This is a genomic window from Enterobacter sp. BNK-16 (genome assembly GCF_048684955.1).
Taxonomy (GTDB): domain Bacteria; phylum Pseudomonadota; class Gammaproteobacteria; order Enterobacterales; family Enterobacteriaceae; genus Enterobacter; species Enterobacter bugandensis.
In genome coordinates, this window is sequence record NZ_JBLQTQ010000001.1 from 3,789,618 (window position 1) to 3,816,119 (window position 26,502).

Here is a 26,502-nt window from a genome sequence, read left to right on the forward strand (position 1 = left end):
TCTACCTGCCGTCGCCGCAAATTGACAGAATCCATTTATGCCCCTGCCAGGCCAGCAAGCCGCACGGTGTTGAGAAAGCGGTAAAAGCCATCAGTATGTTGTAACTAAAATGAAGGCTTTTAAAAAAATTACTGCCCATCCAGGCCGCGAATTGGCTTGATGGTGGACCAGGCCCGGCAGGACGGACAATGCCAGTAGAGCGTGTAGGCGGTAAAACCACACTTCTGGCAACGGTAGCGCGGCTTGCTGCGCACCTGCTCGCCAACCATGTCGCGCAGTACCATCAGACTCTCTTTCGCGCGCCCTTCTTCCGCATCGTTCAGATGGTAGTCCATCAGCTTGTGGAATACGCGCATCGTGGGATGACGTTGCAGCTGACGGGTAATATAAACCTGTGCGGTGTCGCTCCCCTCATACTGCTCAACCACGTCAGAGAGCATCAGCTCAGCGGTCGCGCCGGTATTCTCTTCCACGCAACGACGCAGAAATGCCACCCACTCTTCCTGCTTGTCCAGCTGCTGATAGCAGGTTTGCAGCATTTCAAGCGTTTCGCTGACCAGCTCTTTGTCCTGGTCAATCACCCGCATCAGGCTTTCAACGGCTTTAGCGTAGTCGCCGCTGGCCATAAAAACGCGCCCCATCATGATAGAGATACGCGCGCTATTGCGGTCTGCGGCGGCACCTTTCTTCAGCAACGCCATGGCTTTGTCCATGTCGTCGTTGCCCATCTGCTGAAGGGCAAGCTCGCAGTAGAAATGCGCAATTTCAACGCGCTGCTTGTCTTTGCCCAGCTTCACCAGACGTTCGGCCGTATCAATGGCTTTCTGCCAGTCGCTGGTGGCCTGGTAAATCTGCAGTAACTGCTGCAACGCGCCGATACGGAAATCCGTTTCATCCACCAGCTGTGTGAACATATCTTCAGCGCGATCGTACAGCCCCGCGGCCATATAGTCTCGGCCCAGCTGTTGTACCGCCAGGAGACGTTGTTCGTAGGTCAGGGAGGCGCTTTCCATCAGGGTCTGGTGGATACGGATAGCGCGGTCAACCTCGCCGCGCGAGCGGAACAGGTTACCGAGAGTGAGGTGGGCTTCGACGGTCCCCGTATCCTCTTTCAGCATATCGAGGAACAGGTCTACCGCTTTGTCCTGCTGATTGCTCAGGAGGAAGTTCACCCCCGCAACGTAGTCACGGGAGAGTCGGTTAGCCTCATCCTGTTTCGTTTGTTGCGCACTTCTGCGGCCCATATACCAGCCATAGGCTGCGGCTACAGGCAAAAGCAGAAACAACAACTCCAGCATAGTCGATTATTCCTTCACGACCGGCACACCTGAACTTTCCGGCATGTCGGACGCAGGCGCAATGTGCTGTTCAAGTCGTTTAATTTTACGTTCAGCGCGCGCAAGAGAAACACGAACTTTCAACCAGAAAAGACCGCAAACCAGCCAGCCGATGGCAAAGCCTGCAGCAAATAAGACAGCCAGCAGGCTGGAGACCCGATACTCACCCTGCGCCAGCAGATAGTTAAACGTCACCTGTTGATCGTTTTGTGCACCCAATGTGACTGAAATGACAAAAATCGCCAATACCAGTAAGAAAATGAGTAAATATTTCACATTACTTCCCGTTATGTGGTTCAAGCGAATAAAGTGTGTTCAACTCACCGCAATCAGCCTTATAAACTACCATTTTAGCGACGGGCGCGAAACGGAAAAAGTAACGCGCACGTCATGGATTTATGGGCAAAATGCACAATATCAACCGTCAGGCGTCGCTTTGCTCCCTTTCGGCGATCTCTTCTTTCTCTTCAGGCGGTGGCGTGAGCGGGCCGCAGAACCGTTCTGCAAGCCAGGTTGCCAGCGTCACCAGCATCCAGGAGATCAGCGTAGCGACCACCAGATCCCGCGGCCAGTGCATTCCCAGCAGCAAGCGGCTGCCCATCACCCCTGTCGCCCAAACCAGTAAAATCGCGATGGTCATGGTGCGACGTCGAGGCCAAAGCAGCCCAACGCCCAGCAACGCCCAGCTGGCTGCAAACATCGTATGGCCGGAAGGAAACGCGAATCCCGTCTCTTTTTGCCAGTGCTTACGCAGGAACTTTGGAATATCTTCCTGTTCTGAAAGCTGTTCTTTCACCAGCGCGCCGCGATCTTTACGCTTTAAATTGTAGAACTCATCCACCGGAACATGGTGCGCTTTTTCCAGCCAGACGACAAAAGGTCTTGGCTCCTGAACATGATCCTTCACCCAGGACTTCACGCCCTGTCCAATAACGATCGCGCCACCGAGGATAGCAAAGAGCATCAACGCCGCGCGCAGTCGAAAGCGCAGGCACCACAAGAACCAGCCGCAGAGGATAACGTGGGTAATAATTCCCCACGGCTGCGTGACCGTCTCCGTTACCCAGTATAACGTTTTCAGCCACGTGGCATTCTGCCCCGGCTGCCACATCCAGCCGGAGACCCACACGGCCAAAGGCATAATCAGTAAAATGGCCGCGCCTGCTGCCGTACGTCTGGCGATTGAAAGCATGTCTTCTCCTTTTTCGCTAAGCCTCACAATCATAACTGAAATTCATTCGATGGGTGGATATGTCGGATCGTGCGTTTAACGTTCATATAGCATGGCGCCCATTAGGCGAACGTGCTGAGCTTGTGGCAAAATGGACAAATACAGAAAGCAAAACAGGCGCAAGGCACGAAACGTGTCAGCCTACTCTGGAGAATCACATGCAGCTTAAACGTGTGGCAGAAGCCAAACTGCCAACCCCATGGGGCGATTTCCTGATGGTGGGGTTTGAAGAACTGGCAACCGGACAGGATCATGTCGCGCTGGTCTACGGCGACATTTCAGGGCAGACGCCGGTGCTGTCCCGCGTCCATTCGGAGTGTCTGACCGGCGACGCGTTGTTCAGCCTGCGCTGTGATTGCGGTTTCCAGCTCGAAGCTGCCCTTACCCATATTGCCGAAGAAGGCCGCGGCGTGCTGCTCTATCACCGTCAGGAAGGTCGTAACATTGGTCTGCTGAATAAAATCCGCGCTTATGCGCTGCAGGACCAGGGCTACGATACGGTGGAAGCCAACCACCAGCTCGGTTTTGCCGCCGATGAACGTGATTTCACCCTCTGCGCCGATATGTTCAAGCTGCTGGGCGTGGACGAGGTTCGCCTGCTGACCAATAATCCCAAAAAGGTGGAAATCCTCACCGAAGCCGGGATCAACATCGTCGAGCGCGTACCGCTGATTGTCGGCCGCAACCCGAAAAATGCCCACTATCTCGATACCAAGGCGGCTAAAATGGGCCATCTTCTGAAAGAATGAAAGTAAAAAGCCCGGCTCAAATGCCGGGCTTTTTTTTATCAATCCAGCATTTTACGAATCACATAATGTAAAATGCCGTCGTTCTGGTAGTAGGTCAGTTCGGTTGCCGTATCAATACGACACCGGCATTCCAGTACCTCACTTTTCCCGTCTGCTCGCGTAAGCTTCACCGGCACCGTTTTGCCCGGCTGCAGGTTTTGCAGGCCGCTAATATCAATCTGCTCTTCCCCCGTCAGGCCCAGCGTTTTGCGTGTGACGCCCTGCGGGAACTCAAGCGGCAGGATCCCCATGCCAATCAGGTTCGAGCGGTGAATACGTTCAAACGACTCGGCGATGACCACGCGAACGCCAAGCAGTCGCGGACCTTTCGCCGCCCAGTCACGACTGGAGCCGGAACCGTACTCTTTTCCGGCAATCACCGCCAGCGGCGTACCTTCCTGCTGATATTTGACGGCTGCGTCATAAATCGACACGACTTCCGTCCCCGGAAGATGGCGCGTCATCCCCCCTTCCACACCCGGAACCATTTCGTTACGAATGCGGATGTTGGCAAACGTCCCGCGCATCATCACTTCATGGTTACCGCGGCGCGATCCGTAGGAGTTAAAATCGCGGCGCTCCACGCCCCGGCTCTGCAGATAACGGCCCGCCGGGCTGTCGGCTTTGATGCTCCCCGCCGGAGAGATATGGTCAGTGGTGACGGAATCCCCCAGCATCGCCAGTATGCGCGCCCCGTGAATATCCTGAAGCGGTGCAGGCTCGGCCAGCATTTCATCAAAGAACGGCGACAGGCGGATATAGGTGGAATCGTCCTGCCAGTCATAGGTGTCCGAGCCCACAACGTTGATGGCTTTCCATTCCGGCGTGCCTTCAAACACTTCCGCATACTCTTTGCGGAACATCTCGGTGGAGACCTTTTCAACGGCCATCGCAATTTCACGTGAGGACGGCCAGATATCTTTCAGATAGACCGGCTCATTCTTGCGGTCGTGACCAATAGGATCGGTAGCCAGGTTGATATTCATATTCCCGGCGAGCGCGTAGGCCACCACCAGCGGCGGCGAAGCGAGCCAGTTGGTTTTCACCAGCGGATGAATACGTCCTTCAAAGTTACGGTTACCGGAAAGGACTGCGCCAACCGTCAGATCGCCCTGCTTGATCGCAGTTTCAATAGGTTCAGGCAGCGGGCCGGAGTTACCGATGCAGGTGGTACAGCCATAGCCCACGAGGTTAAAGCCCAGCTCATCAAGATACGGCGTTAGCCTGGCCTGCGCCAGGTAATCCGAGACCACTTTGGAGCCCGGTGCCAGGGAGGCTTTGACCCAGGGCTGTGGTTTCAGTCCCAGCTCAACCGCTTTTTTAGCCAGCAGGCCGGCAGCCATTAATACGCTGGGGTTTGAGGTGTTGGTGCAGGAGGTAATGGCGGCTATGACAACCGCGCCGTCCGGGAGCTGATACTGATGTCCGTTCAGAACATAGTCGATTGGGCGATGGTCCTTCTTCGCCACGTTAACTTCCAGCTCGTTGCTTGCGGCAAACGCTTTTGGCACGTCGCTTAACGCTACGCGATCCTGCGGACGTTTCGGACCGGCGAGGCTCGCCTCAACGCTTCCCATGTCAAGCGCAAGCGTGCTGGTAAATACCGGCTCATCCCCCGGATTGCGCCACATGCCCTGCGCTTTGGTGTACGCCTCCACCAACGCCACCTGCTCTTCGCTGCGTCCGCTCAGGCGCATGTACTCCAGGGTGACGTCATCAATGGGGAAAAATCCGCAGGTTGCACCATATTCTGGCGCCATGTTGGCGATGGTCGCGCGGTCAGCCAGCGGCAGCGAATCCAGCCCGTCACCGTAAAATTCAACAAATTTTCCCACCACACCATGCTTACGCAGCATCTGGGTAACGGTGAGCACCAGATCGGTGGCGGTAATGCCTTCAGACAGCTTCCCGGTGAGCTTAAAGCCCACAACATCAGGGATAAGCATGGAGACCGGCTGACCGAGCATGGCGGCTTCCGCTTCGATACCGCCGACACCCCAGCCCAGCACGCCGAGGCCGTTAATCATGGTGGTGTGGGAATCTGTACCCACCAGCGTGTCCGGATAAGCCACCCACTCTTTGTCCTGCAATTCACTCCAGACGGCTTTACCGAGATATTCAAGGTTAACCTGGTGACAAATACCGGTGCCGGGTGGAACCACGCTAAAGCGGCTGAACGCCTGCTGACCCCACTTCAGGAAGACATAACGCTCGTGATTTCGCTCCATCTCGAGACGCACGTTCTCGCCAAAGGCATCGTCATCACCGAAGTGGTCAACGGTTACGGAGTGATCAATCACGAGGTCGACGGGTGAAAGCGGGTTCACTTTAGCCGTATCGCCGCCGAGGCGTTTAACCGCCTCACGCATGGCGGCGAGATCCACCACGGCAGGAACGCCGGTGAAGTCCTGCATCAGGACCCTTGCCGGGCGGTAGGCAATTTCTCTGTCGGCATGGGCATTCTTAAGCCACCCTGCCAGCGCCTGAATATCGTCGAGGGTCACGGAGTCACCGTCCTGCCAGCGCAAGAGATTTTCCAGCAAAACTTTCAAGGACTTGGGTAAACGCGAAATGTCCCCAAGCGTTCTGGCAGCCAGCGGCAGGCTATAGTAGTGCCAGGTTTTATTTTCTGCCTGTAACGTGTCCTTACTGGCTTCGCGTAGGGTTAACGACATAAGCTCCTCCTTAATTACAGAGATGTCCTGACAATCATCAGGGCCGTAATTAAAGATAACACAAAGATGTCGTAACGTTTTGATAACAACCCAAATTGATAAATTTAGGAATGGTCCAGAGGAGGGTAAAACAAAAAACCCCGCCGCAGCGAGGTTTTATGATTTAGTGGACGGCCAGCCAGATGAGCTGACTCCAGAACAGAATCGACAGGGTAAAAACGCCGATCCATGACCAGTATTTTTGAGACATCATGTTATTCATCATAGGGACACCAGGCATTATTTATTAAACATTCCGAGGCAGGTCCTCGTGCTATATTGCTGATGTGTATTTATTAAAGAGTACAAAGGCGCATAGTCATTATTCAGACTAACTGCATCATTACGCAATAAACTAAATTATTGTTTTTTGGGTTCGTCTTCCGCGAACACATCAATAAAAGCCTGCTGCTGCGGCGTCAGTTTCCAGGATGCTGGCACTGCTGTTGCAGGCGCTTTGCGTCCCTTGTGAACAGTGTCATGATGCTGACACATCCGCTTTGCCGTTTCTGTACGTACCGTCACTGCCATATTCAACCCCAATATTTCCAGGCCAGGAGAGCAACCATCACCCAGAACAGGGCGGAAACGAGAAAGACCGCCAGCCAGGCTTTACGCTTGAGCGCAGGATCCCTTTGCGGTTCTTCACTTCCTGAAGGCATTGCTAACCTCATACAATCGATATCGCTTATCATTTAGGACCAAACAATTGGTACAATTAATCATCTGTTGAGATAAATCCTAAAGAAACTTTAGCCGAAAAGCCAGTGAATTTACGCATCAAGAGGCATGAAATATTCAATCTTTTGACCAGAAATAAATATTTGAAAAGAAAAATTTGCGTAGCCGTTAATTAGTTTCTATTTTTGTCGCCAATTCACGACATTAAAGCCACACAAATTAAAAGGATAATGACAATATATGGCAGGGGAAGTGCAGATGATGATAATTCTAATTTAGCTTTAAGCCGATATTTCGGTATCTTTCCCTCAGGGAAAGATACCGGGTGTGATTATTTTTCGGGGAGTTTGATATCTTTAAACATCTCTTCGATATCTTCATTTGATCGTAATGCCACGGCGGTATCCACCACGTCACGCGTTAAATGCGGTGCAAAGCGCTGAATAAAATCATACATATAGCTTCGCAGGAAGGTACTGCGGCGGAAGCCAATTTTTGTCGTGCTGTGGCTGAAAATATCATGCGCATCAAGACGCACCAGGTCAGGGTCTGACACCGGGTCGACCGCCATGCTGGCGATCACCCCTACCCCTAGGCCAAGCCGTACATAGGTCTTTATGACGTCTGCATCGGTGGCGGTAAAGACAATCCGCGGCGTTAACCCGGCCCGGTTGAAGGCGGTATCAAGCTCAGATCGTCCGGTGAAGCCAAACGTGTAGGTGACCAGAGGATATTGCGCCAGCTCTTCGATTGACACCGACCCTTTGCCCGCCAGCGGATGATCCGGGGTCACCACAATGGAGCGGTTCCAGTGATAGCACGGCAGCATGACCAGATCGTCATAGAGATGGAGCGCTTCCGTCGCGATGGCAAAATCTGCATTGCCCTTCGACACCGCCTCCGCAATTTGCGTCGGCGATCCCTGGTGCATATGCAGGGAGACGCGCGGATAACGCTCGATAAAGCCCTTGATAACGCCCGGTAGCGCATAGCGCGCCTGGGTGTGCGTCGTGGCAATATACAGCGAGCCTTTATCCGGCCAGGTATGTTCCCCCGCCACAGACTTAATCGCATCGACTTTGGAAAGGACTTCCCGCGCAATACGGATGATTTCCTGCCCCGCTGGCGTCACCTGGGTAAGGTGCTTACCACTGCGGGCGAAAATCTGAATACCTAATTCATCCTCCAGCATGCGAACCTGCTTGCTGATGCCCGGTTGCGAGGTATATAGCCCCTCGGCGGTGGAAGAGACATTAAGGTTGTGATTCACCACCTCAACGATATAACGAAGCTGTTGTAATTTCATGCCAGACCATCCGATTTAGCGCACGCGGTCAATCGCTTAAGACGATTTGATAATAAAAAAAGGGTTAACTATAACCACTATATCACTTATAGCCTGACTGTATAGTACGGAACAAAAAATAATAATAAGGTAATAAAAAAGGGCCGGAAGTCCGGCCCTTTCGCGGGTAAGTTACGGTTAAGAAAGATTATTTCTTGCCTTCAACCCATTTGCCATCGACAAAGAAGGCGGACCATCCGGTCGCTTTACCCTCTTTCTCTGCCGCAACGTACTGCTGCTTCGTTTTACGGCTAAAACGGACCACCGTCTTATTGCCTTCAGGATCCTGCTGTGGCGCATCGGCCAGATAACGCAGCTTCTCAGGCAGACGATCGCGGAAGCGATGCAGCTCTTCCACCAGCGGGGCGCGCGTTTCACGCGATTTCGGGAAGGTGTTGGCGGCCAGGAAGACACCTGCGGCACCATCACGCAGCACGAAGTACGCGTCGGATTTTTCACACGGTAATTCTGGCAGCGGAACCGGATCTTCCTTCGGCGGAGCAACCTCACCATTACGCAGAATTTTGCGCGTGTTCTTACACTCGTCGTTGGTGCAGGCCATATACTTACCGAAACGCCCCATTTTCAGGTGCATTTCAGAGCCACACTTCTCGCACTCTACAATCGGGCCGTCATAGCCTTTAATGCGGAACTCACCCTCTTCGATCTCATACCCGTCGCACGTCGGGTTGTTACCACACACGTGCAGCTTACGTTTAGGATCGATCAGATAGCTGTCCATCGCCGTGCCGCATTTTTTGCAGCGGCGTTTCGCGCGCAGGGCGTTGGTTTCTGCATCATCACCTTCCAGCACGTTGAGAACTTCGTTCTCCGGCACCAGGTTGATGGTTGTTTTGCAGCGCTCTTTTGGTGGCAGCGCATAGCCTGAACAGCCAAGGAACACGCCCGTTGTCGCAGTACGGATCCCCATCTTGCGGCCGCAGGTCGGGCAGTCGATGCTGGTCAGAACCATCTGGTTAGGCAGCATGCCGCCCTCTTCAGGATCTTTCTCCGCTTTCTCAAGCTGGTTGGTAAAGTCGCTGAAGAAGCTATCGAGAACCTTCTTCCACTCCGCCTTGTGACTGGCCACTTCGTCGAGGCTGTCTTCCATCTGCGCGGTGAAGTCGTAGTTCATCAATTCGCGGAAGTTAGCTTCCAGACGGTCAGTGACAATCTCACCCATTTTTTCGGCATAGAAACGGCGGTTCTCTACGCGAACGTAACCGCGGTCCTGAATGGTCGAGATGATTGAGGCGTAAGTTGACGGACGGCCAATCCCGCGTTTTTCCAGCTCTTTAACCAACGACGCTTCACTAAAGCGCGCAGGCGGCTTGGTGAAGTGCTGGGCCGGAACCAGGTCGACAAGCGACAACTCGTCGCCTTTGTTTACCGCAGGCAGCGTACGGTCTTCATCACCTTTACGCAGTGCAGGCATCACTTTCGTCCAGCCGTCGAAACGCAGAATACGACCGCGTGCCTTGAGGCGGAAGTCGCCCGCGCCAACGGTCAGCGTAGTGGAATCATATTTCGCTGGCGTCATCTGACACGCGACAAACTGACGCCAGATCAGCTGATACAGCTTCTGGGCGTCGGCTTCCATATCCTTCAGCGACTCGGCTAAAACAGATACATCAGAAGGACGAATCGCTTCGTGCGCTTCCTGAGAATTCTCCTTGCTGGCGAACTGGTTGGCGCTTTCCGGCAGGTATTTTTTACCGAAGTTATCGCTGATGTAGCCGCGCACCATGTTCACCGCGTCCTGGCTCAGGTTCGTTGAGTCAGTACGCATGTAGGTGATGTAACCCGCTTCATACAAGCGCTGGGCCATCATCATGGTTTTCTTCACGCCGTAACCCAGACGGGTGCTCGCCGCCTGTTGCAGTGTGGACGTGATAAACGGCGCGCCAGGCTTGCTGCTGGTCGGCTTATCTTCGCGTTCCAGTACCTGGTAGCGCGCTTTTTCCAGCAGCGCCACGGCGGCCATGGTCTGATCGCGGTTTTCAGGACGGAAAGGCTTATCGTTGTGATGGCTTACCTGCAGCGGCAGCGCATCACCGCCCGGGGTGGTGACATTGGCGTCAACTTCCCAGAACTCTTCCGGCACGAAGGCTTTAATTTCGCGTTCACGCTCAACGACAAGACGCACGGCTACAGACTGCACGCGTCCTGCAGACAGGCCGCGGGCAATCTTTTTCCACAGCAGTGGAGAAACCATGTAGCCCACAACGCGGTCCATAAAGCGACGCGCCTGCTGGGCGTTCACACGGTCGATATTCAGCTCGCCCGGCTTCTCAAACGCCTGACGAATCGCATTCTTTGTAATTTCGTTAAACACTACGCGGCTGTAGCGTTTGTCATCCCCCCCGATCACTTCCCGCAGGTGCCACGCAATGGCTTCCCCTTCGCGGTCAAGGTCGGTTGCGAGATAGATGTGGTCTGCTTTTTCAGCAAGCTGCTTCAGCTCGTTAACGACTTTTTCTTTCCCGGGCAGCACTTCATATTGTGCATCCCAGTTGTGCCATGGGTTAACACCCATGCGGTTGACAAGCGCGCTACGTTCATCCTTTTTAGGCTTTTTAGCCCCTTTGGTGGAGGTAGAGTCTGCGCTCTTTTTGCTGGCTGAGCCACTGGTCGGCAAATCGCGGATGTGACCAACGCTGGACTTAACCACGTAGTCATTACCCAGATACTTATTGATCGTTTTGGCTTTTGCCGGGGACTCAACGATGACGAGAGCTTTACCCATATTCACCTTTACCTAATTTAATTCTTCCAGGAATACGCCGCACGTTGATTTCCCTTCCGCTGACGACGAGCCAATGATATTGCGACTGCGTCAGGGGATATCAACCCCTATGTCTTACCGAACGTCAGAATGGCGACATCCAGGTCATTGAGTTTTCGGGTATTTTTCTCACATCTCGTATAATTCGTGACGAATTCCCGGTCGAATGTCAAGCAATTCTGTTGCCAGAATGACGAAAGCGCACACTCTACCTGATAAAATTCGTTACGCAACTTTATTAGCATGCAAAAGCAAATCCCGCCAACCTGCCCTCTGCATCTTATCCCCTCACATTACAGGGAAAATTTGCCCCCAAAGCGCCCCCGGCGTAGACTATTGTCACTGTTTAAGGAGTGGATTATGCAGAATACGACCCAACCCATTGACCGAGCCTCTCTGCTTATCGAAGCAAACAAGCTTATTCGTGACCATGAAGATACGCTGGCAGGCATTGAAGCCACCGGCGTTGAGCAACGTAATGGCGTGCTGGTTTTCAGCGGCGAATACTTCCTTGACGAGCAGGGGTTACCGACCCCGAAAAGCACTGCCGTGTTTAATATGTTTAAATACCTGGCGCATACGCTTTCAGAGAAATATCACCTGGTCGATTAATGCAAAACGCGAGGCATATGCCTCGCGTTTTTGTTTACAGCAGCGGTTTTTGTCCGCGCTGTAGCCAGCGAAGCAGCAGGCGGTCCGCGCTTTCCGCTGCACTGTTGGTAAAGCGGTCCATCAGCCGTTTGCGCTGTGTAAAGCGCACGCCTACCAGTTCCCGGCCTTCCATCAGGTTGAGCAGCAGGTCATCACTGGTGCCCACTTCATCCACCAGCCCTTTTTCCTGCGCCTGGATGCCGTACCAGTGCTCACCGGTCGCCACCTGTTCAATATCCAGCGTTGGGCGCATGCGATGTACGAAGTCTTTAAAGAGATGGTGAGTTTCATTCAGATCTTCACGGAATTTTTGGCGCCCCTCTTCCGTGTTTTCCCCCAGCAGCGTCAGGGTGCGTTTGTACTGACCCGCCGTGTGAAGTTCGATATCAATCTCTTTATTTTTCAGGAAGCGGTTAAAGTTAGGGATCTGTGCGACCACGCCAATGGAACCTATGATGGAAAACGGCGCCGCAACGATTTTGTCCGCCACGCAGGCCATCATATAGCCGCCGCTCGCCGCGACTTTATCTACCGCCACGGTAAGTGGGATCTGCTTCTCGCGCAGGCGCTGCAGCTGTGAAGCGGCCAGCCCGTAACCGTGTACCACCCCGCCCGGGCTCTCAAGACGCACCACCACCTGATCCTGCGGCGTTGCCACGGCCAGAACCGCAGTCACCTCTTCGCGCAGCGAAGCGACTTCATGCGCATCCATGCTACCTTTAAAATCGAGCACATAGACGCGGGGTTTTGCGTCGCCCTGCGGCGTCGCGAGCTTTGCCTTCGCCTTCGCGGCTTTGGCTTCCTGCTTGTGTTTTTTCTTCTGGGCTTTCAGCCACAGCTTCTGCTGATGGCTATCGAGCAGCGAGAGGGACATCTCTTCCTGCATCTCTTTATACTGCTCGCTCAGGCGGGTGATGCGTAACTCCCCACGCTGACGCTTGCGCTGCGTCAGGTTGACAATCAGAACGGCAACCACGGCAATGGCAATCACCACCGTCGCGATTTTGGCCAAAAACAACCCATATTGAGAAAGTAATTCCACGCGTTCCACCTTGATTTAACCACGAATCTTTCACGGCAGTGTACAACAGCCCTGCCCCTGCGTCTCGCCCGTGACATTACCTCTGCGAGCCGTCTTCAGGAATCCCCGCGCTGCGGTTTAAATATTTGCAAATTGTTAATTTTGCAGCAATGCGTCCTGTAGACTGATTGAATTCTCACGCTAATTCGGGCATAAAGCCGAAAAGTCATTATGAAGGCGTGATTGAGACCCCGTGCGCCTGAGGAGTCACCGTGCATTATCAACCGCAAAAAAACCTGCTGCAGAACCGAATCATTCTTGTCACCGGCGCCAGCGATGGTATTGGTCGCGAAGCGGCCCTGACGTACGCTGAATATGGCGCAAGCGTAATTCTGATTGGGCGTAACGAAGAAAAGCTTAAAGGGGTCGCTCAGGAAATTGAGGCCGCAGGCGGGACACCTGCCCCCTGGTACACGCTCGATTTGCTGACATGCACCCCAGCGCTCTGCCAGGAGCTTGCTCACCGTATCAGTACCCACTACCCACGCCTTGACGGCGTACTGCACAACGCCGGTTTGTTAGGTGAAGTGCGTCCAATGGATGAACAGGATCCTGAAATCTGGCAGCAGGTGATGCAGGTTAACGTTAACGGTACTTTTTTCCTCACGCAGGCCTTGCTTCCTTTATTACTCAAATCCGAGTCTGGATCTCTGGTCTTCACCTCTTCCAGCGTAGGCCGCGAGGGACGCGCAAACTGGGGGGCTTATGCTGTCTCAAAATTCGCGACCGAGGGCATGATGCAGGTGCTGGCGGATGAGTATCAGAGCCGCCATCTGCGCGTAAACTGCATTAATCCGGGGGGTACGCGCACCAGCATGCGCGCCAGCGCGTTCCCGACGGAAGATCCGCTGAAGCTGAAAACCCCGGCAGACATTATGCCGCTCTATCTCTGGCTGATGGGCGACGACAGCCGCCGCAAAACCGGAATGACCTTTGATGCCCAGCCGGGCCGCAAACCGGGAATTTCGCAATGAGTGAAGAACGTCATCAGCAGCGACAGCAGCGTTTGAAGGAACAGGTTGACGCGCGCGTCGCGGCAGCCCAGGACGAGCGAGGGATCGTCATCGTTTTTACCGGCAATGGTAAAGGCAAAACTACTGCCGCGTTTGGCACCGCTACGCGCGCCGTCGGCCACGGGCAAAAAGTGGGGGTCATCCAGTTTATCAAAGGGGAATGGCCCAACGGCGAACGTAATTTGCTTGAGCCTCACGGCGTTGAGTTTCAGGTGATGGCGACCGGGTTTACGTGGGATACGCAGAACCGGGAAACCGATACCGCAGCCTGTCTGGCCGTCTGGGAGCACGCTAAAAGAATGCTGGCCGATCCCTCGCTGAATATGGTGCTACTGGATGAGATCACCTATATGGTCGCCTACGACTACCTGCCGCTGGAGGAGGTGCTGGATGCACTGAAGAACCGCCCTGCGCACCAGACGGTTATCGTTACAGGTCGCGGGTGTCATCGTGAGATTCTGGAGCTGGCAGATACCGTCAGCGAGCTGCGTCCGGTCAAGCATGCGTTTGATGCAGGCATCAAAGCACAAATTGGCATTGATTACTAAAGAAAAAGCCCGGTGAGTTCACCGGGTTTTTTCAATTAACCGTTGTTATTCCGGCTGCCAGAGCGACGATTGCTGTTCACCTGGCTGTGGCGTTTCACCGCACGACGGATCTGATTCGCCTTCATACGACGACGATCTTTCTCCACCGCCACTTTAGAGGTGGTTTCCGGCGTCAGGCCAACCAGCTCGCGCAGGTAGTTAGTCTGGGTAAGATCCAGCTCGGTATAACCACCGCGCGGCAGACCTTTCGGCAGCAGAATGTCGCCGTAGCGAACGCGGATCAGGCGGCTAACCTGCACGCCTACCGCTTCCCACAGACGACGCACCTCGCGGTTACGGCCTTCGGTCAGGGTCACGTTGTACCACTGGTTAATCCCTTCACCACCGGTAAATTTGATGGTTTTGAACGCCGCAGGGCCGTCTTCCAGCTGCACGCCACGCGACAGATCGCGCAGTTTATTTTCGTCGACCTGGCCGAAGACGCGAACGGCGTATTCACGTTCAACTTCACGGCTTGGATGCATCAGACGGTTTGCCAGTTCACCATCGGTGGTGAACAGCAGCAGACCGCAGGTGTTCACGTCCAGACGCCCCACCGCAATCCAGCGGGCGCCGCGCAGTTTTGGCAGACGGTCAAACACCGTTGGACGACCTTCCGGGTCGTTGCGCGTACACAGCTCGCCTTCCGGCTTGTAATACGCCAGCACGCGGCAGATCTGTTCCGCGGACTCTTTCACGGAGATAAGATGACCGTCAATGCGGATCTTGAGCCCCGGTACGATTTCTACGCGGTCACCCAGCGTGGCGATTTTACCGTCCACACTCACGCGGCCCGCTTCAATAATGGCTTCGATTTCACGGCGTGAACCGTGGCCGGCGCGCGCCAGCACTTTCTGTAACTTCTCGCTCATTGAGCTTCCTCAGGTGTCGCCTTCACAGGCGTCGAATCAGGTCAAAAGCAGAGCCGAGCCCTGCTTTGATGGCCGCGTAGTATATCTGCTTACACCTTTACAAGAAAGGCTTAACATCACCCACGCCTTCACGAATCACTTCAGGCGCGTCTTCAGTCAGATCCACAACCGTAGTCGGCTGCTGGCCGAGATAACCGCCGTGAATAATCAGCTCCACTACCTTCTCCAGACGATCTTTTATCTCCTCCGGATCGGACTCGGTAAACTCGCTGCCCGGCAGCATTAGCGAGGTGGAGAGCATCGGCTCGCCGAGGGTTTCCAGCAGCGCCTGGGCAATCGGGTTCGACGGCACGCGCATGCCGATAGTCTTACGCTTTTCCTGCAGCAGGCGACGCGGCACCTCCTTCGTCCCTTTCAGGATAAACGTGTAGTTGCCCGGCGTATTGTTCTTAATCAGGCGAAACGCCACGTTGTCGACATACGCATAGGTCGACAGCTCAGAGAGGTCGCGACACATCAGGGTAAAGTTATGGCCGTCCGGCAGCTGACGAATACGGCAAATGCGTTCCATCGCTCCTTTATCTTCAATTTTACAGCCCAGCGCGTAGCCGGAATCGGTCGGGTAGACTATCACGCCGCCTTTGCGGACGATCTCCACGGCCTGGTTAATCAGACGTGGCTGCGGGTTGTCCGGATGGATATAGAAAAACTGACTCATACTTCCCTCTCTTCAATTTGCTGCGGCTGCTCCCAGAGCTGCCAGACCGGCTCAACGCCAGCGGGTAGCCAGAGCTTGCGTCCCAGCTCGATCCACGCGCAGGGCTGGTGGAAATCAGAGCCCTGTGACCCTAGCAGGCCAAACTGGCGGGCGTAAGTCGCGAGCTGCGCGCGCTCGTTGGGCGCCTGCTGACACTGGGCGACTTCCATCGCCTCGCCACCGCATTCGGCAAAGTGCGCCAGCAGCCGTTTCAGCCATTTAGCAGAAAGATTATACCGCCCCGGATGGGCCAGCACGGCCTTACCGCCAGAATGATGAATGACATCAATAGCTTGTTTTATTGTACACCACTGTGGCGGAACGTATCCGGTTTTCCCGCGCGCCAGATACTTTTTAAAGACATCCGCCATGGTCGTCGCTTTGCCCGCTTCAACCAGAAAGCGGGCGAAATGACCGCGGGTGACCGCCCCGCCGTTCGCCAGCTTTTGCGCACCTTCCAGCGCGCCCGGAATATGCGCCTTCTCCAGACGCTCGCCGATCATCTCCGCGCGCTGGTTGCGGCGCGTTTTTTGTTCTTGCAAAAAGGCAAGAAGTGCCGGATGTTCTATATCAATGTTCAGGCCAACGATATGAATCTCATGGTTTTCCCAGACGGTCGAGATCTCGACGCCGGGCACCAGATTCAGCGCCAGCCCGCTGCGGGCAATCTCGGCGCGCGCTGCCGGAATGGCGTCGGTGGTATCGTGATCGGTTATCGCCAGCGTGCCGACACGCATTTCAACCGCGCGATGAACCAGGGCTTCGGGTGTCAGCAGGCCATCAGAGGCCTGAGTATGGCTGTGTAAATCATAAATAATCGCGTAAGTGGTATCGCTCAAAGCACTTCCCATAACAGGTTGGAGACATCCGAAAACGCCATGATACCGACTTAACGTGAAATTCTGAAATCAAGGGTTGACAATACGCCATCGAACTAGTTAACTAGTACGCAAGTTCACACGAGAAAGGTATCTGAAAATGACAGCACATTTCACTCTGCACGGTTGGTGGCGCACTTCCTGATCTTCGGGCAGTGTCACGCATCTGCGAAATGCAAACAGATACCCGCCCGCTACCCAGCGGGCTTTTTTTTGAACAGAATAAATGAGAATCACAACATGCAAACAGCCAAACCTCATCTCGAACTGTTGACCTGCGAGGCGGTCTATCGCCACAACCCGACCGCGCTGTTTCATCAGGTGTGCGGCGCGCGTCCGGCGACGCTGCTGCTGGAGTCTGCGGATATCGACAGTAAGGACGATCTGAAAAGCCTGCTGCTGGTCGACAGCGCGCTGCGCATTACCGCGTTAGGTGACACCGTCACCATTAAGGCGCTCTCTGATAATGGCGCATCGCTGCTGACGCTGCTGGATGCGGCTCTGCCCGCGGGCATCGACAATGAACGTCACCCGGACCTGCGAATTCTGCATTTCCCGCCGGTAAGCCAGCTGCTGGACGAAGACGCGCGCCTCTGCTCGCTGTCCGTGTTCGATGCCTTCCGCCTGCTGCAAAACCTGGTCACCGTGCCGGAAAATGAGCGCGAAGCAATGTTCTTCGGCGGGCTGTTTGCATACGACCTGGTCGCCGGTTTTGAAGATTTGCCGGAAACCGAGCAGGGCAATCGCTGCCCGGACTACTGCTTCTACCTGGCCGAAACCCTGCTGGTGATCGACCATCAGAAAAAATATACCCGCATCCAGGCAAGCCTGTTCACGCCGTCTGCGTCTGAGAAAAACCGCCTTGAGCATCGCATCGCTCAGCTCCGGCAGCAGATGACGGAAGCGCCGCCTGCGCTGCCGGTACAGCACGTGGAAAAAATGACATGCGACGTTAACCAGACCGACGATCAATACGGGGCCGTGGTTCGCCAGATGCAAAAGGCTATTCGCGCCGGGGAGATTTTCCAGGTTGTGCCGTCCCGCCGTTTCTCGCTGCCCTGCCCGTCACCGCTGGCGGCTTATGACGTGCTGAAGAAAAGCAACCCGAGCCCATATATGTTCTTCATGCAGGACAATGATTTCACGCTGTTCGGCGCCTCGCCGGAAAGCTCGCTTAAGTACGACGCCACCAGCCGCCAGATTGAGATCTACCCGATTGCGGGCACCCGTCCGCGTGGCCGTCGTGCCGATGGCTCGCTGGATCGCGATCTGGACAGCCGCATCGAACTGGAAATGCGAACCGACCACAAGGAGCTCTCCGAACACCTGATGCTGGTTGACCTGGCGCGTAACGACCTGGCGCGCATTTGCACCCCGGGCAGCCGTTACGTGGCGGATCTGACCAAAGTTGACCGCTACTCCTTCGTCATGCATCTGGTTTCCCGCGTGGTCGGTGAACTGCGCCACGACCTTGACGTTCTGCACGCCTACCGCGCCTGCATGAATATGGGCACCCTGAGCGGCGCGCCGAAGGTGCGCGCCATGCAGCTGATTGCCGAAGCGGAAGGACGCCGTCGCGGCAGCTACGGTGGTGCGGTAGGCTATTTCACCGCCCACGGCGACCTTGATACCTGCATCGTGATCCGCTCCGCCTACGTCGAAGACGGTATTGCCACCGTTCAGGCCGGCGCCGGGATTGTTCTTGACTCTGTTCCGCAGTCTGAAGCTGACGAAACCCGCAGTAAAGCACGCGCGGTATTGCGCGCCATCGCTACCGCACACCACGCACAGGAGATTTTCTGATGGCTGACATTCTGCTGCTCGATAACATCGACTCCTTTACCTATAACCTGGCAGATCAGCTGCGTGCGAATGGTCACAACGTCGTTATCTACCGCAACCACGTTCCGGCTCAGACGCTGATTGACCGTCTGGCGACCATGCAAAACCCGGTGCTGATGCTCTCCCCGGGGCCGGGCGCGCCGAGCGAAGCGGGCTGTATGCCCGAACTGCTGACCCGCATGCGCGGCAAGCTGCCGATTATCGGTATCTGCCTTGGTCACCAGGCAATCGTGGAAGCCTACGGCGGTTACGTCGGCCAGGCGGGCGAGATCCTGCACGGTAAAGCCTCCAGTATTGAACATGACGGCCAGGCAATGTTTGCCGGGCTGCCGAATCCGCTCCCGGTCGCGCGCTATCATTCGCTGGTCGGCAGCAACATTCCGGCCGGGCTGACCATCAACGCCTCGTTTGAAGGGATGGTGATGGCGGTACGCCACGATGCGGATCGCGTCTGCGGGATGCAGTTCCACCCGGAATCTATTTTGACCTCCAATGGCGCCCGCCTGCTGGAGCAGACCCTTGACTGGGCGTTACAGAAGCTGGAGCAGACCAACACCCTGCAGCCGATTCTGGAAAAACTGTACCAGGCCCAGACCCTGAGCCAGCAGGAGAGCCACCAGCTTTTTTCCGCCGTGGTGCGCGGCGAGCTGAAGCCTGAGCAGCTGGCCGCTGCGCTGGTGAGCATGAAAGTGCGCGGCGAAAGCCCGCAGGAGATCGCCGGTGCGGCCACCGCGCTGCTGGAAAATGCCGCCCCGTTCCCGCGTCCGGACTATCAGTTTGCGGATATCGTCGGGACCGGTGGCGACGGCAGCAACAGTATCAATATTTCGACCGCCAGCGCCTTTGTGGCGGCGGCCTGCGGCCTGAAGGTGGCCAAGCACGGTAACCGCAGCGTCTCCAGCCGTTCAGGCTCGTCCGATCTGCTGGCCGCGTTTGGCATCAATCTGGAGATGAATGCCGAGCGTTCGCGTGAAGCGCTGGACGATTTGGGCGTTTGCTTCCTGTTTGCGCCGAAATATCACACCGGTTTCCGCCACGCGATGCCGGTTCGCCAGCAGCTTAAAACCCGCACGCTGTTTAACGTGCTCGGCCCGCTGATCAACCCGGCCCATCCGCCGCTGGCATTAATTGGCGTTTACAGCCCTGAGCTGGTCCTGCCGATTGCCGAGACGCTGCGCGTGCTGGGTTACAAACGCGCCGCCGTGGTGCACAGCGGCGGAATGGATGAAGTTTCGCTGCATGCGCCGACGCTGGTGGCCGAGCTTAACGATGGTGAAGTACTCAGCTATCAGCTTGAGGCGTCTGATTTCGGCTTAACACCGTACCATCAGGAAGCGCTGGCAGGCGGTACGCCGGAAGAAAACCGTGACATTCTGACGCGCTTACTACAAGGTAAAGGTGAGGCCGCTCATGAGGCCGCCGTGGCTGCCAACGTCGCCATGCTGATGCGTTTGCACGGTGAGGAAGACCTGAAGGCCAATGCTCAAAAAGTTCTGGATGTACTGCGCTCCGGTGCAGCTTACGATCGCGTTACCGCACTTGCGGCAAGAGGGTAAAGAATGCAGACCGTTTTAGCGAAAATCGTTGCCGATAAGGCCATCTGGGTGGAAGCACGCAAAGCAGAGCAGCCGCTTGCCAGTTTCCAGAATGACGTCGTCCCGAGCAGCCGTCGTTTCTATGACGCCCTGCAGGGTGCACGTACCGCCTTTATTCTGGAGTGCAAAAAGGCCTCTCCCTCAAAAGGTGTTATTCGTGACGATTTCGACCCGGCGCGTATCGCCGGTATTTATAAACATCATGCGTCGGCAATCTCCGTGCTGACGGATGAGAAATATTTCCAGGGCAGCTTCGATTTTCTGCCGATCGTCAGCGGCATCGCACCGCAGCCGATCCTGTGCAAAGACTTTATTATCGACCCGTATCAGATCTGGCTGGCGCGTTTCTACCAGGCCGATGCCTGCCTGCTGATGCTCTCGGTACTGGACGACGAACAGTATCGCCAGCTTGCTGCCGTGGCGCACAGCCTGAACATGGGCGTGCTGACCGAAGTGAGTAACGAAGAAGAGCTCGAGCGCGCCATCGCGCTGGAAGCCAAAGTGGTCGGCATCAACAACCGCGATCTTCGCGACTTGTCGATTGACCTGAACCGTACCCGCCAGCTGGCGCCGCGTCTGGGTGCGGGCGTCACGGTGATCAGCGAGTCCGGCATTAACAGCTACGCCCAGGTGCGCGAGCTGAGCCACTTCGCCAACGGTTTCCTGATTGGCTCCGCCATGATGGAACATGACGACCTCAATGCGGCTGTGCGTCGCGTGCTGCTGGGTGAAAACAAAGTCTGCGGCCTGACCCGCGAACAGGATGCGCTGGCCGCGTATGAGGCTGGAGCAATCTATGGCGGTTTAATCTTCGTCGACACCTCTCCTCGTGCAGTCAATGAGGAACAGGCCCGCAAGGTAATCGCGGCGGCCCCGCTGAGCTATGTTGGCGTGTTCCGCAATGCGGATGTCGCGGACGTTGTGGCAAAAGCCGACGCGTTATCCCTGCGTGCCGTTCAGCTTCATGGAGATGAAGATCAGGCGTACATCAATGCCCTGCGCGACGCGCTGGCACCGCAGGTTCAAATCTGGAAAGCACAAAGCGTGGGCACCACCCTGCCCGCACGTAATCTTCACCACGTTGACAAATACGTGCTCGACAACGGCCAGGGCGGCACCGGACAACGTTTTGACTGGTCGCTGCTGAACGGCGAAAAGCTGGACAACGTCCTGCTGGCGGGCGGACTAAGCCCGGATAACTGTGTGGAAGCCGCGAAAACCGGCTGCGCAGGCCTCGATTTCAATTCAGGCGTAGAGTCGCAACCGGGTATCAAAGATGCCAGCAAGCTGGCCTCGGTGTTTAAAACTCTGCGTGCATATTAAGGAAGAGAAGATGACGACATTACTTAACCCGTATTTTGGTGAATTCGGCGGGATGTACGTTCCGCAAATCCTGATGCCCGCGCTGCGCCAGCTGGAAGAAGCGTTCGTGAGCGCGCAGAAAGATCCGGCATTTCAGGCGGAGTTTACCGACCTGCTGAAAAACTACGCCGGGCGTCCAACCGCGCTGACCAAATGCCGCAACCTGACCGAAGGCACCAAAACCACACTGTATCTTAAGCGTGAAGACCTGCTGCACGGCGGCGCGCATAAAACTAACCAGGTGCTGGGCCAGGCTCTGCTCGCGAAGCGTATGGGTAAAACCGAAATCATCGCCGAAACCGGCGCGGGCCAGCACGGCGTGGCTTCTGCGCTCGCCAGCGCCCTGCTCGGCCTGAAGTGCCGCATCTATATGGGTGCTAAAGACGTTGAGCGTCAGTCGCCGAACGTGTTCCGTATGCGCCTGATGGGTGCGGAAGTAATCCCGGTGCACAGCGGTTCTGCGACGCTGAAAGATGCCTGTAACGAAGCGCTGCGCGACTGGTCCGGCAGCTACGAAACCGCGCACTATATGCTCGGCACCGCGGCAGGTCCTCACCCGTTCCCGACCATCGTGCGCGAATTCCAGCGCATGATCGGTGAAGAGACCAAAGCGCAGATCCTTGAAAAAGAGGGTCGCCTGCCGGATGCAGTCATTGCCTGCGTCGGCGGCGGGTCTAACGCCATCGGCATGTTCGCAGACTTTATCGACGAAACCCGCGTAGGGCTGATTGGCGTCGAGCCTGCCGGACATGGGATTGAAACCGGCGAGCACGGCGCGCCGCTGAAGCATGGCCGCGTGGGGATCTACTTCGGCATGAAAGCCCCGATGATGCAGACCGATGAAGGGCAGATTGAAGAGTCTTACTCAATTTCTGCCGGACTGGACTTCCCGTCCGTTGGGCCACAGCACGCGTTCCTGAACAGCACGGGGCGCGCGGACTATGTCTCCATTACCGATGACGAAGCGCTGGAAGCCTTCAAAACGCTGTGCCGCAGCGAAGGGATCATCCCGGCGCTGGAGTCTTCTCACGCGCTGGCGCACGCGCTGAAAATGATGAAAGAGAACCCGGAAAAAGAGCAACTGCTGGTGGTGAACCTTTCCGGTCGCGGTGACAAAGATATCTTCACCGTTCACGATATTTTGAAAGCACGAGGGGAAATCTGATGGAACGCTACGATAACGTATTTGCAGAACTGAAATCCCGCCAGGAAGGCGCGTTCGTCCCCTTCGTTACCCTGGGCGACCCGGGCCCTGAGCAGTCTCTGAAGATTATCGACGCCCTGATTGAAGCTGGTGCCGACGCGCTGGAGCTGGGTATTCCGTTCTCCGATCCGCTGGCGGATGGCCCGACCATCCAGAACGCCACCCTGCGCGCCTTTGCGGCAGGCGTGACCCCAACCCAGTGCTTTGAAATGCTGGCGGCGATCCGCCAGAAGCACCCGACCATTCCGATTGGTCTGCTGATGTACGCCAACCTGGTGTTCAACCGTGGTGTTGACGAGTTCTATGCAGAATGCGCGCGCGTGGGTGTCGACTCGGTCCTGGTAGCAGACGTGCCCGTGGAAGAGTCCGCGCCGTTCCGCCAGGCTGCGATGCGTCACAATGTCGCCCCTATTTTCATCTGCCCGCCTAACGCGGACGATGAACTGCTGCGCCAGATAGCCTCTTACGGACGCGGGTATACCTATCTGCTTTCGCGCGCGGGCGTGACCGGCGCCGAGAATAAAGCGGCCCTGCCGCTGCATCATCTGGTGGAAAAGCTGGCCGAGTACCATGCCGCGCCGCCGCTGCAGGGCTTCGGGATCTCCTCTCCGGATCAGGTCACCGCGGCAATTGAGGCGAAGGCGGCGGGTGCCATCTCCGGCTCCGCGATTGTGAAGATCATCGAGAAGAACGTGGACAAGCCCGAGCAGATGCTGGCCGAGCTGAAGGCGTTTGTGACTGCCATGAAGGCGGCGACGCGTAAAGCCTGACCCCTCCACCGTCTGGCAACCCTGCCAGACGGTTACTCCTCCTTCTCCATCCTCTCCAAAGGATTACGTCAAAATTGATCCCGTCGATATTTTCGGTGTGAATAGCTTTTCAAACTTTCGCGTAAGCGTATGATCTGGACTCTTTTTAGCACTAATCCTTCTGAGTTCAGAGGCTTATTCATGTCATGGCAATCCTTCAAACAGACTTACCTGGTTAAGTTCTGGTCACCTGTTCCGGCCGTCATCGCGGCAGGCATTCTCTCTACTTATTATTTCGGCATTACCGGCACCTTCTGGGCCGTCACCGGTGAATTCACCCGCTGGGGTGGGCAACTGCTGCAGCTCGCAGGCGTACACACCGAAGAGTGGGGATACTTCAAACTCATTCACCTGGACGGTACCCCTCTTACCCGCATCGACGGAATGATGATTATCGGCATGTTCGGCGGCTGTTTCGCTGCGGCGCTGTGGGCAAACAACGTTAAGCTGCGCATGCCCAAAAGCCGCGTTCGCATCATGCAGGCGGTAGTCGGGGGTATGATTGCCGGGTTTGGCGCCCGCCTGGCGATGGGCTGTAATCTGGCCGCGTTCTTTACGGGGATTCCGCAGTTCTCCCTTCATGCCTGGTTTTTTGCCGTGGCCACGGCGATTGGCTCTTACTTCGGAGCAAAATTCACCCTTCTGCCGCTGTTCCGCATTCCGGTGAAAATGACAAAAGTCAGCGCGGCGTCCCCGCTAACCCAAAAACCGGAGCAGGCAAAGCGCCGTTTCCGCCTGGGTATGCTGGTCTTTTTTGCTATGATCGCATGGGCCATTTGCACGGCGATGAATCAGCCGAAGCTTGGCCTGGCGATGTTGTTCGGCGTCGGCTTTGGCCTGCTGATCGAACGCGCGCAGATCTGCTTTACCTCTGCGTTTCGCGATATGTGGATCACCGGAAGGACGATGATGGCGAAGGCAATCATTGCCGGCATGGCGGTGAGCGCTATCGGCATTTTCAGCTATGTTCAGCTCGGTGTTGAACCGAAGATCATGTGGGCTGGCCCGAACGCGGTGATTGGCGGTCTGCTGTTTGGCTTCGGGATTGTGCTGGCGGGCGGGTGTGAAACCGGCTGGATGTACCGCGCGGTTGAGGGACAGGTGCACTACTGGTGGGTCGGGCTTGGGAATGTCCTTGGATCCACACTCCTCGCATACTTCTGGGACGACGTGTCCCCGGTGCTTGCCACAAACTGGGACAAGGTTAACCTGCTGAGCGCTTTCGGCCCTCTCGGCGGCCTGCTGGTGACTTATGCCCTGCTGCTGGTCGCTTTTTTACTGGTTGTCGCGCAGGAGAAACGCTTCTTCCGCCGTGCCGTCGTCAAAACTGAAACGCAGGAGAACGCTGCATGAAAGAGCTCGTCCCCGACTATCGTCTGGATATGGTCGGTGAACCCTGCCCGTATCCGGCGGTTGCCACGCTTGAGGCACTGCCGCAGCTGGAAAAAGGTGAAATTCTGGAGGTGGTGAGCGATTGTCCGCAATCCATCAACAACATTCCGCTGGATGCAAAAAACCACGGTTATACGGTGCTGGATATCCAGCAGGACGGGCCAACCATTCGCTATTTGATTCAGAAGTAATAGACGAAATGCGCCCCCTCGGGGGCGCATTAAACATACAGAATTAGAAACGATAACCCGCAGAGAACATGAACACCCACGGATCCAGACGCGTATTGATGCTTTGCTGCTCGCCGCCCGCCTTGAAGCGTACGTCCGTATCAATATCCATATACCAGACCGAGGCGTTGATCAGCCAGTCGCGGTTAATCAGATAGTCCAGACCAACCTGCCCAGCCATACCCCACGAGTCTTTCAGGCTGAGATCGGAGAGTCCTGCCTCTTTACCGGTATCGTTGAATTTCTCATCGAAGAAGGTGGTGTAGTTCACACCCGCGCCAATATATGGACGCACCTTGCTGCTGGCATCGCCAAAGTACCATTGCGCCATCAGCGTTGGCGGTAAATGGTGAACCGTGGCGATATCACCGGTCACACCAAGACCGACACGGTGACGGAACGGCGTTGCCGCCAGAAGCTCAACCCCAACGTTATCCGTCGCCATCCAGGTGAATGTTAAACCTAACTGGGTGTTGTTACTGACGTTAAAACCGCCCATCCCCAGCACGTTATCCGATCCTTCAGTTGGGCGAACCGTAGCCGAACCGGCACGAATAAAGAATTCGCCTGCTTCATGCGCATACGCGCCGCCAGAGAGACTGCTTAATACAAGGGCTGCCACCGCTAATTTTTTCATATCCGCTCCATCGTTGTGGTTTTAATCGCGGATGAGAATATACTCACAAAAGAGTAATAAGTGATCTGCCACAGATCACATTAAAACCAGTAAGTTAACATTCATTGATCTGGGTTAATTTTTTGTGGTGCTTTGAAAAGCAATAAGTTGTTTCTATGTCAATTTTTGGCATTTCACAGTTACAAAATTTTCTCTTTTCCCCCTCTTGCTCTTCCTCTGTCGGCTGGATAATTTATCGCTCTCACAAGTTGATTTGATGCGTTCTTTTTTGCAGGTGTGCCATGAGTGAAGTTAACCCGTGCATGACGTGCGGAGCCTGTTGTGCGTATTTTCGAGTCTCTTTCTACTGGGCTGAAGCCAGCGATGGCGGCGGTACCGTTCCGGTTCATCTTACTGAGCCGTTAACCCCCTTTCTGCGCTGCATGAGCGGCACCAATCAAAAGCAGGCCCGCTGCGCGGCCTTACAAGGGGAGCCCGGGGTTTCGACCCGGTGCGCGATCTATGAGGATCGCCCCAGCCCGTGCCGGGAATTTGCCATGTCGGGGGAAGATGGGCAGGTCAACGAAGCCTGTAATCGCGCCCGCGCGCGCTTTGGATTACCGCCGCTTTACAAAGATATGCTTTTCCATACAAGCCTTGATGCTGCCACAGCAGGTTCATCCGGTGTACAATTGCCGGCTAATTAACACCTGCAATACGCAAGGAGAGTGC

The 26,502-nt window shown here is 55.6% G+C and carries 27 protein-coding genes and 1 other annotated feature; of the genes, 13 read left to right on the forward strand and 14 right to left on the reverse strand.

Going from position 1 to position 26,502, the window contains the following annotated elements:
- Positions 1-128: 128 nt before the first annotated feature.
- From lapB to pgpB, 3 genes are all read right to left on the reverse strand, one after another.
- The gene (gene lapB / locus ACMGGH_RS18265) at positions 129-1,298 is read right to left on the reverse strand and encodes a lipopolysaccharide assembly protein LapB (protein WP_041909646.1); all 1,170 of its coding nucleotides are present in this window, start codon (positions 1,296-1,298) and stop codon (positions 129-131) included.
- A 6-nt stretch (positions 1,299-1,304) separates the two neighbouring features.
- Positions 1,305-1,613, reverse strand: a complete 309-nt coding sequence (locus tag ACMGGH_RS18270) for a LapA family protein (RefSeq protein WP_028013399.1) — start codon at positions 1,611-1,613, stop codon at positions 1,305-1,307.
- Positions 1,614-1,761: 148 nt separating this feature from the next.
- Positions 1,762-2,529: a phosphatidylglycerophosphatase B gene (gene pgpB / locus ACMGGH_RS18275; protein ID WP_028013400.1), complete on the reverse strand. Its 768-nt coding sequence runs from the start codon at positions 2,527-2,529 to the stop codon at positions 1,762-1,764.
- A 197-nt stretch (positions 2,530-2,726) separates the two neighbouring features.
- Here pgpB and ribA point away from each other — a divergent pair, with 197 nt between their 5' ends.
- Positions 2,727-3,317: a GTP cyclohydrolase II gene (gene ribA / locus ACMGGH_RS18280; RefSeq protein WP_028013401.1), complete on the forward strand. Its 591-nt coding sequence runs from the start codon at positions 2,727-2,729 to the stop codon at positions 3,315-3,317.
- A 38-nt stretch (positions 3,318-3,355) separates the two neighbouring features.
- Here the strand turns inward: ribA and acnA are convergent, their stop codons facing one another.
- The 6 genes from acnA to topA form a co-directional block, all read right to left on the reverse strand.
- Positions 3,356-6,031, reverse strand: coding sequence for an aconitate hydratase AcnA (gene acnA, locus ACMGGH_RS18285; RefSeq protein WP_028013402.1), 2,676 nt, complete (start codon positions 6,029-6,031; stop codon positions 3,356-3,358).
- Between the two features lie 163 nt (positions 6,032-6,194).
- The gene (gene ymiC, locus ACMGGH_RS18290; protein WP_032644994.1) at positions 6,195-6,293 is read right to left on the reverse strand and encodes a small membrane protein YmiC; all 99 of its coding nucleotides are present in this window, start codon (positions 6,291-6,293) and stop codon (positions 6,195-6,197) included.
- Positions 6,294-6,430: 137 nt separating this feature from the next.
- Positions 6,431-6,601, reverse strand: a complete 171-nt coding sequence (locus ACMGGH_RS18295) for a hypothetical protein (protein WP_032644881.1) — start codon at positions 6,599-6,601, stop codon at positions 6,431-6,433.
- Between the two features lie 2 nt (positions 6,602-6,603).
- Positions 6,604-6,744, reverse strand: coding sequence for a YmiA family putative membrane protein (locus ACMGGH_RS18300; protein ID WP_213743510.1), 141 nt, complete (start codon positions 6,742-6,744; stop codon positions 6,604-6,606).
- 338 nt (positions 6,745-7,082) lie between these two features.
- On the reverse strand, positions 7,083-8,057 hold the full coding sequence (gene cysB / locus ACMGGH_RS18305) for an HTH-type transcriptional regulator CysB (protein WP_028013403.1): 975 nt from the start codon (positions 8,055-8,057) through the stop codon (positions 7,083-7,085).
- Between the two features lie 187 nt (positions 8,058-8,244).
- Positions 8,245-10,842: a type I DNA topoisomerase gene (topA, locus tag ACMGGH_RS18310; RefSeq protein WP_041909639.1), complete on the reverse strand. Its 2,598-nt coding sequence runs from the start codon at positions 10,840-10,842 to the stop codon at positions 8,245-8,247.
- 399 nt (positions 10,843-11,241) lie between these two features.
- On the opposite strand from topA, the gene ACMGGH_RS18315 reads away from it, so the two are divergent.
- Positions 11,242-11,493, forward strand: coding sequence for a YciN family protein (locus ACMGGH_RS18315; protein ID WP_003856804.1), 252 nt, complete (start codon positions 11,242-11,244; stop codon positions 11,491-11,493).
- A gap of 34 nt (positions 11,494-11,527) precedes the next feature.
- On the opposite strand, the gene sohB is transcribed toward ACMGGH_RS18315, so the two are convergent.
- The gene (sohB, locus tag ACMGGH_RS18320) at positions 11,528-12,574 is read right to left on the reverse strand and encodes a protease SohB (RefSeq protein ID WP_041909637.1); all 1,047 of its coding nucleotides are present in this window, start codon (positions 12,572-12,574) and stop codon (positions 11,528-11,530) included.
- Positions 12,575-12,825: 251 nt separating this feature from the next.
- On the opposite strand from sohB, the gene ACMGGH_RS18325 reads away from it, so the two are divergent.
- Together ACMGGH_RS18325 and cobO are read left to right on the forward strand one after the other, a co-directional pair.
- Positions 12,826-13,587, forward strand: coding sequence for a YciK family oxidoreductase (locus ACMGGH_RS18325; protein ID WP_028013406.1), 762 nt, complete (start codon positions 12,826-12,828; stop codon positions 13,585-13,587).
- Positions 13,584-14,174 carry a cob(I)yrinic acid a,c-diamide adenosyltransferase gene (gene cobO / locus ACMGGH_RS18330; RefSeq protein ID WP_126345837.1) on the forward strand — a complete coding sequence of 197 codons (591 nt, stop codon included), beginning with the start codon at positions 13,584-13,586 and terminating at the stop codon, positions 14,172-14,174. Before ACMGGH_RS18325 ends, cobO begins: the two co-directional genes overlap by 4 nt.
- A gap of 35 nt (positions 14,175-14,209) precedes the next feature.
- On the opposite strand, the gene rluB is transcribed toward cobO, so the two are convergent.
- From rluB to rnm, 3 genes are all read right to left on the reverse strand, one after another.
- On the reverse strand, positions 14,210-15,085 hold the full coding sequence (gene rluB / locus ACMGGH_RS18335; RefSeq protein ID WP_028013408.1) for a 23S rRNA pseudouridine(2605) synthase RluB: 876 nt from the start codon (positions 15,083-15,085) through the stop codon (positions 14,210-14,212).
- Between the two features lie 97 nt (positions 15,086-15,182).
- On the reverse strand, positions 15,183-15,803 hold the full coding sequence (locus ACMGGH_RS18340) for an L-threonylcarbamoyladenylate synthase (protein WP_003856793.1): 621 nt from the start codon (positions 15,801-15,803) through the stop codon (positions 15,183-15,185).
- The gene (rnm, locus tag ACMGGH_RS18345; protein WP_028013409.1) at positions 15,800-16,681 is read right to left on the reverse strand and encodes an RNase RNM; all 882 of its coding nucleotides are present in this window, start codon (positions 16,679-16,681) and stop codon (positions 15,800-15,802) included. The genes ACMGGH_RS18340 and rnm overlap by 4 nt, the downstream gene beginning before the upstream one ends.
- A 139-nt stretch (positions 16,682-16,820) precedes the next feature.
- Between rnm and trpL the strand changes: the two genes are divergently transcribed.
- From trpL to yedF, 8 genes are all read left to right on the forward strand, one after another.
- Positions 16,821-16,865, forward strand: coding sequence for a trp operon leader peptide (gene trpL, locus ACMGGH_RS18350; RefSeq protein ID WP_106993556.1), 45 nt, complete (start codon positions 16,821-16,823; stop codon positions 16,863-16,865).
- Positions 16,842-16,935 (forward strand) — a sequence feature (Trp leader region). Its footprint overlaps the gene before it by 24 nt.
- Before the next feature lie 25 nt (positions 16,936-16,960).
- The gene (locus tag ACMGGH_RS18355; protein WP_126300576.1) at positions 16,961-18,523 is read left to right on the forward strand and encodes an anthranilate synthase component 1; all 1,563 of its coding nucleotides are present in this window, start codon (positions 16,961-16,963) and stop codon (positions 18,521-18,523) included.
- Positions 18,523-20,118 (forward strand): bifunctional anthranilate synthase glutamate amidotransferase component TrpG/anthranilate phosphoribosyltransferase TrpD, encoded by a 1,596-nt coding sequence (trpD, locus tag ACMGGH_RS18360; protein ID WP_028013411.1) that lies wholly within the window; start codon positions 18,523-18,525, stop codon positions 20,116-20,118. The genes ACMGGH_RS18355 and trpD overlap by 1 nt, the downstream gene beginning before the upstream one ends.
- Before the next feature lie 3 nt (positions 20,119-20,121).
- Positions 20,122-21,480 (forward strand): bifunctional indole-3-glycerol-phosphate synthase TrpC/phosphoribosylanthranilate isomerase TrpF, encoded by a 1,359-nt coding sequence (gene trpCF, locus ACMGGH_RS18365; protein WP_232948340.1) that lies wholly within the window; start codon positions 20,122-20,124, stop codon positions 21,478-21,480.
- Positions 21,481-21,490: 10 nt separating this feature from the next.
- Complete coding sequence (trpB, locus tag ACMGGH_RS18370; RefSeq protein ID WP_028013413.1) at positions 21,491-22,684, forward strand: tryptophan synthase subunit beta; 1,194 nt, start codon at positions 21,491-21,493, stop codon at positions 22,682-22,684.
- Complete coding sequence (trpA, locus tag ACMGGH_RS18375; protein WP_153655730.1) at positions 22,684-23,493, forward strand: tryptophan synthase subunit alpha; 810 nt, start codon at positions 22,684-22,686, stop codon at positions 23,491-23,493. The genes trpB and trpA overlap by 1 nt, the downstream gene beginning before the upstream one ends.
- A 180-nt stretch (positions 23,494-23,673) precedes the next feature.
- The gene (gene yedE / locus ACMGGH_RS18380; RefSeq protein WP_048960531.1) at positions 23,674-24,885 is read left to right on the forward strand and encodes a selenium metabolism membrane protein YedE/FdhT; all 1,212 of its coding nucleotides are present in this window, start codon (positions 23,674-23,676) and stop codon (positions 24,883-24,885) included.
- The gene (yedF, locus tag ACMGGH_RS18385) at positions 24,882-25,115 is read left to right on the forward strand and encodes a sulfurtransferase-like selenium metabolism protein YedF (RefSeq protein WP_232948341.1); all 234 of its coding nucleotides are present in this window, start codon (positions 24,882-24,884) and stop codon (positions 25,113-25,115) included. Before yedE ends, yedF begins: the two co-directional genes overlap by 4 nt.
- A gap of 43 nt (positions 25,116-25,158) precedes the next feature.
- Here the strand turns inward: yedF and ompW are convergent, their stop codons facing one another.
- On the reverse strand, positions 25,159-25,791 hold the full coding sequence (gene ompW, locus ACMGGH_RS18390; protein ID WP_232948342.1) for an outer membrane protein OmpW: 633 nt from the start codon (positions 25,789-25,791) through the stop codon (positions 25,159-25,161).
- A gap of 281 nt (positions 25,792-26,072) precedes the next feature.
- Between ompW and ACMGGH_RS18395 the strand changes: the two genes are divergently transcribed.
- On the forward strand, positions 26,073-26,477 hold the full coding sequence (locus tag ACMGGH_RS18395; RefSeq protein ID WP_052682991.1) for a YkgJ family cysteine cluster protein: 405 nt from the start codon (positions 26,073-26,075) through the stop codon (positions 26,475-26,477).
- Positions 26,478-26,502 lie beyond the last annotated feature (25 nt).

Bases quoted from the DNA above. Each gene is read 5' to 3' on its own strand.
- lapB (WP_041909646.1), bottom strand. From the start codon at position 1,298: ATGCTGGAGTTGTTGTTTCTGCTTTTGCCTGTAGCCGCAGCCTATGGC.
- pgpB (WP_028013400.1), bottom strand. From the start codon at position 2,529: ATGCTTTCAATCGCCAGACGTACGGCAGCAGGCGCGGCCATTTTACTG.
- ribA (WP_028013401.1), top strand. From the start codon at position 2,727: ATGCAGCTTAAACGTGTGGCAGAAGCCAAACTGCCAACCCCATGGGGC.
- acnA (WP_028013402.1), bottom strand. From the start codon at position 6,031: ATGTCGTTAACCCTACGCGAAGCCAGTAAGGACACGTTACAGGCAGAA.
- ymiC (WP_032644994.1), bottom strand. From the start codon at position 6,293: ATGAATAACATGATGTCTCAAAAATACTGGTCATGGATCGGCGTTTTT.
- ACMGGH_RS18295 (WP_032644881.1), bottom strand. From the start codon at position 6,601: ATGGCAGTGACGGTACGTACAGAAACGGCAAAGCGGATGTGTCAGCAT.
- ACMGGH_RS18300 (WP_213743510.1), bottom strand. From the start codon at position 6,744: ATGAGGTTAGCAATGCCTTCAGGAAGTGAAGAACCGCAAAGGGATCCT.
- cysB (WP_028013403.1), bottom strand. From the start codon at position 8,057: ATGAAATTACAACAGCTTCGTTATATCGTTGAGGTGGTGAATCACAAC.
- topA (WP_041909639.1), bottom strand. From the start codon at position 10,842: ATGGGTAAAGCTCTCGTCATCGTTGAGTCCCCGGCAAAAGCCAAAACG.
- ACMGGH_RS18315 (WP_003856804.1), top strand. From the start codon at position 11,242: ATGCAGAATACGACCCAACCCATTGACCGAGCCTCTCTGCTTATCGAA.
- cobO (WP_126345837.1), top strand. From the start codon at position 13,584: ATGAGTGAAGAACGTCATCAGCAGCGACAGCAGCGTTTGAAGGAACAG.
- rluB (WP_028013408.1), bottom strand. From the start codon at position 15,085: ATGAGCGAGAAGTTACAGAAAGTGCTGGCGCGCGCCGGCCACGGTTCA.
- ACMGGH_RS18340 (WP_003856793.1), bottom strand. From the start codon at position 15,803: ATGAGTCAGTTTTTCTATATCCATCCGGACAACCCGCAGCCACGTCTG.
- ACMGGH_RS18355 (WP_126300576.1), top strand. From the start codon at position 16,961: ATGCAAACAGCCAAACCTCATCTCGAACTGTTGACCTGCGAGGCGGTC.
- trpD (WP_028013411.1), top strand. From the start codon at position 18,523: ATGGCTGACATTCTGCTGCTCGATAACATCGACTCCTTTACCTATAAC.
- trpCF (WP_232948340.1), top strand. From the start codon at position 20,122: ATGCAGACCGTTTTAGCGAAAATCGTTGCCGATAAGGCCATCTGGGTG.
- trpB (WP_028013413.1), top strand. From the start codon at position 21,491: ATGACGACATTACTTAACCCGTATTTTGGTGAATTCGGCGGGATGTAC.
- trpA (WP_153655730.1), top strand. From the start codon at position 22,684: ATGGAACGCTACGATAACGTATTTGCAGAACTGAAATCCCGCCAGGAA.
- yedE (WP_048960531.1), top strand. From the start codon at position 23,674: ATGTCATGGCAATCCTTCAAACAGACTTACCTGGTTAAGTTCTGGTCA.
- yedF (WP_232948341.1), top strand. From the start codon at position 24,882: ATGAAAGAGCTCGTCCCCGACTATCGTCTGGATATGGTCGGTGAACCC.
- ompW (WP_232948342.1), bottom strand. From the start codon at position 25,791: ATGAAAAAATTAGCGGTGGCAGCCCTTGTATTAAGCAGTCTCTCTGGC.
- ACMGGH_RS18395 (WP_052682991.1), top strand. From the start codon at position 26,073: ATGAGTGAAGTTAACCCGTGCATGACGTGCGGAGCCTGTTGTGCGTAT.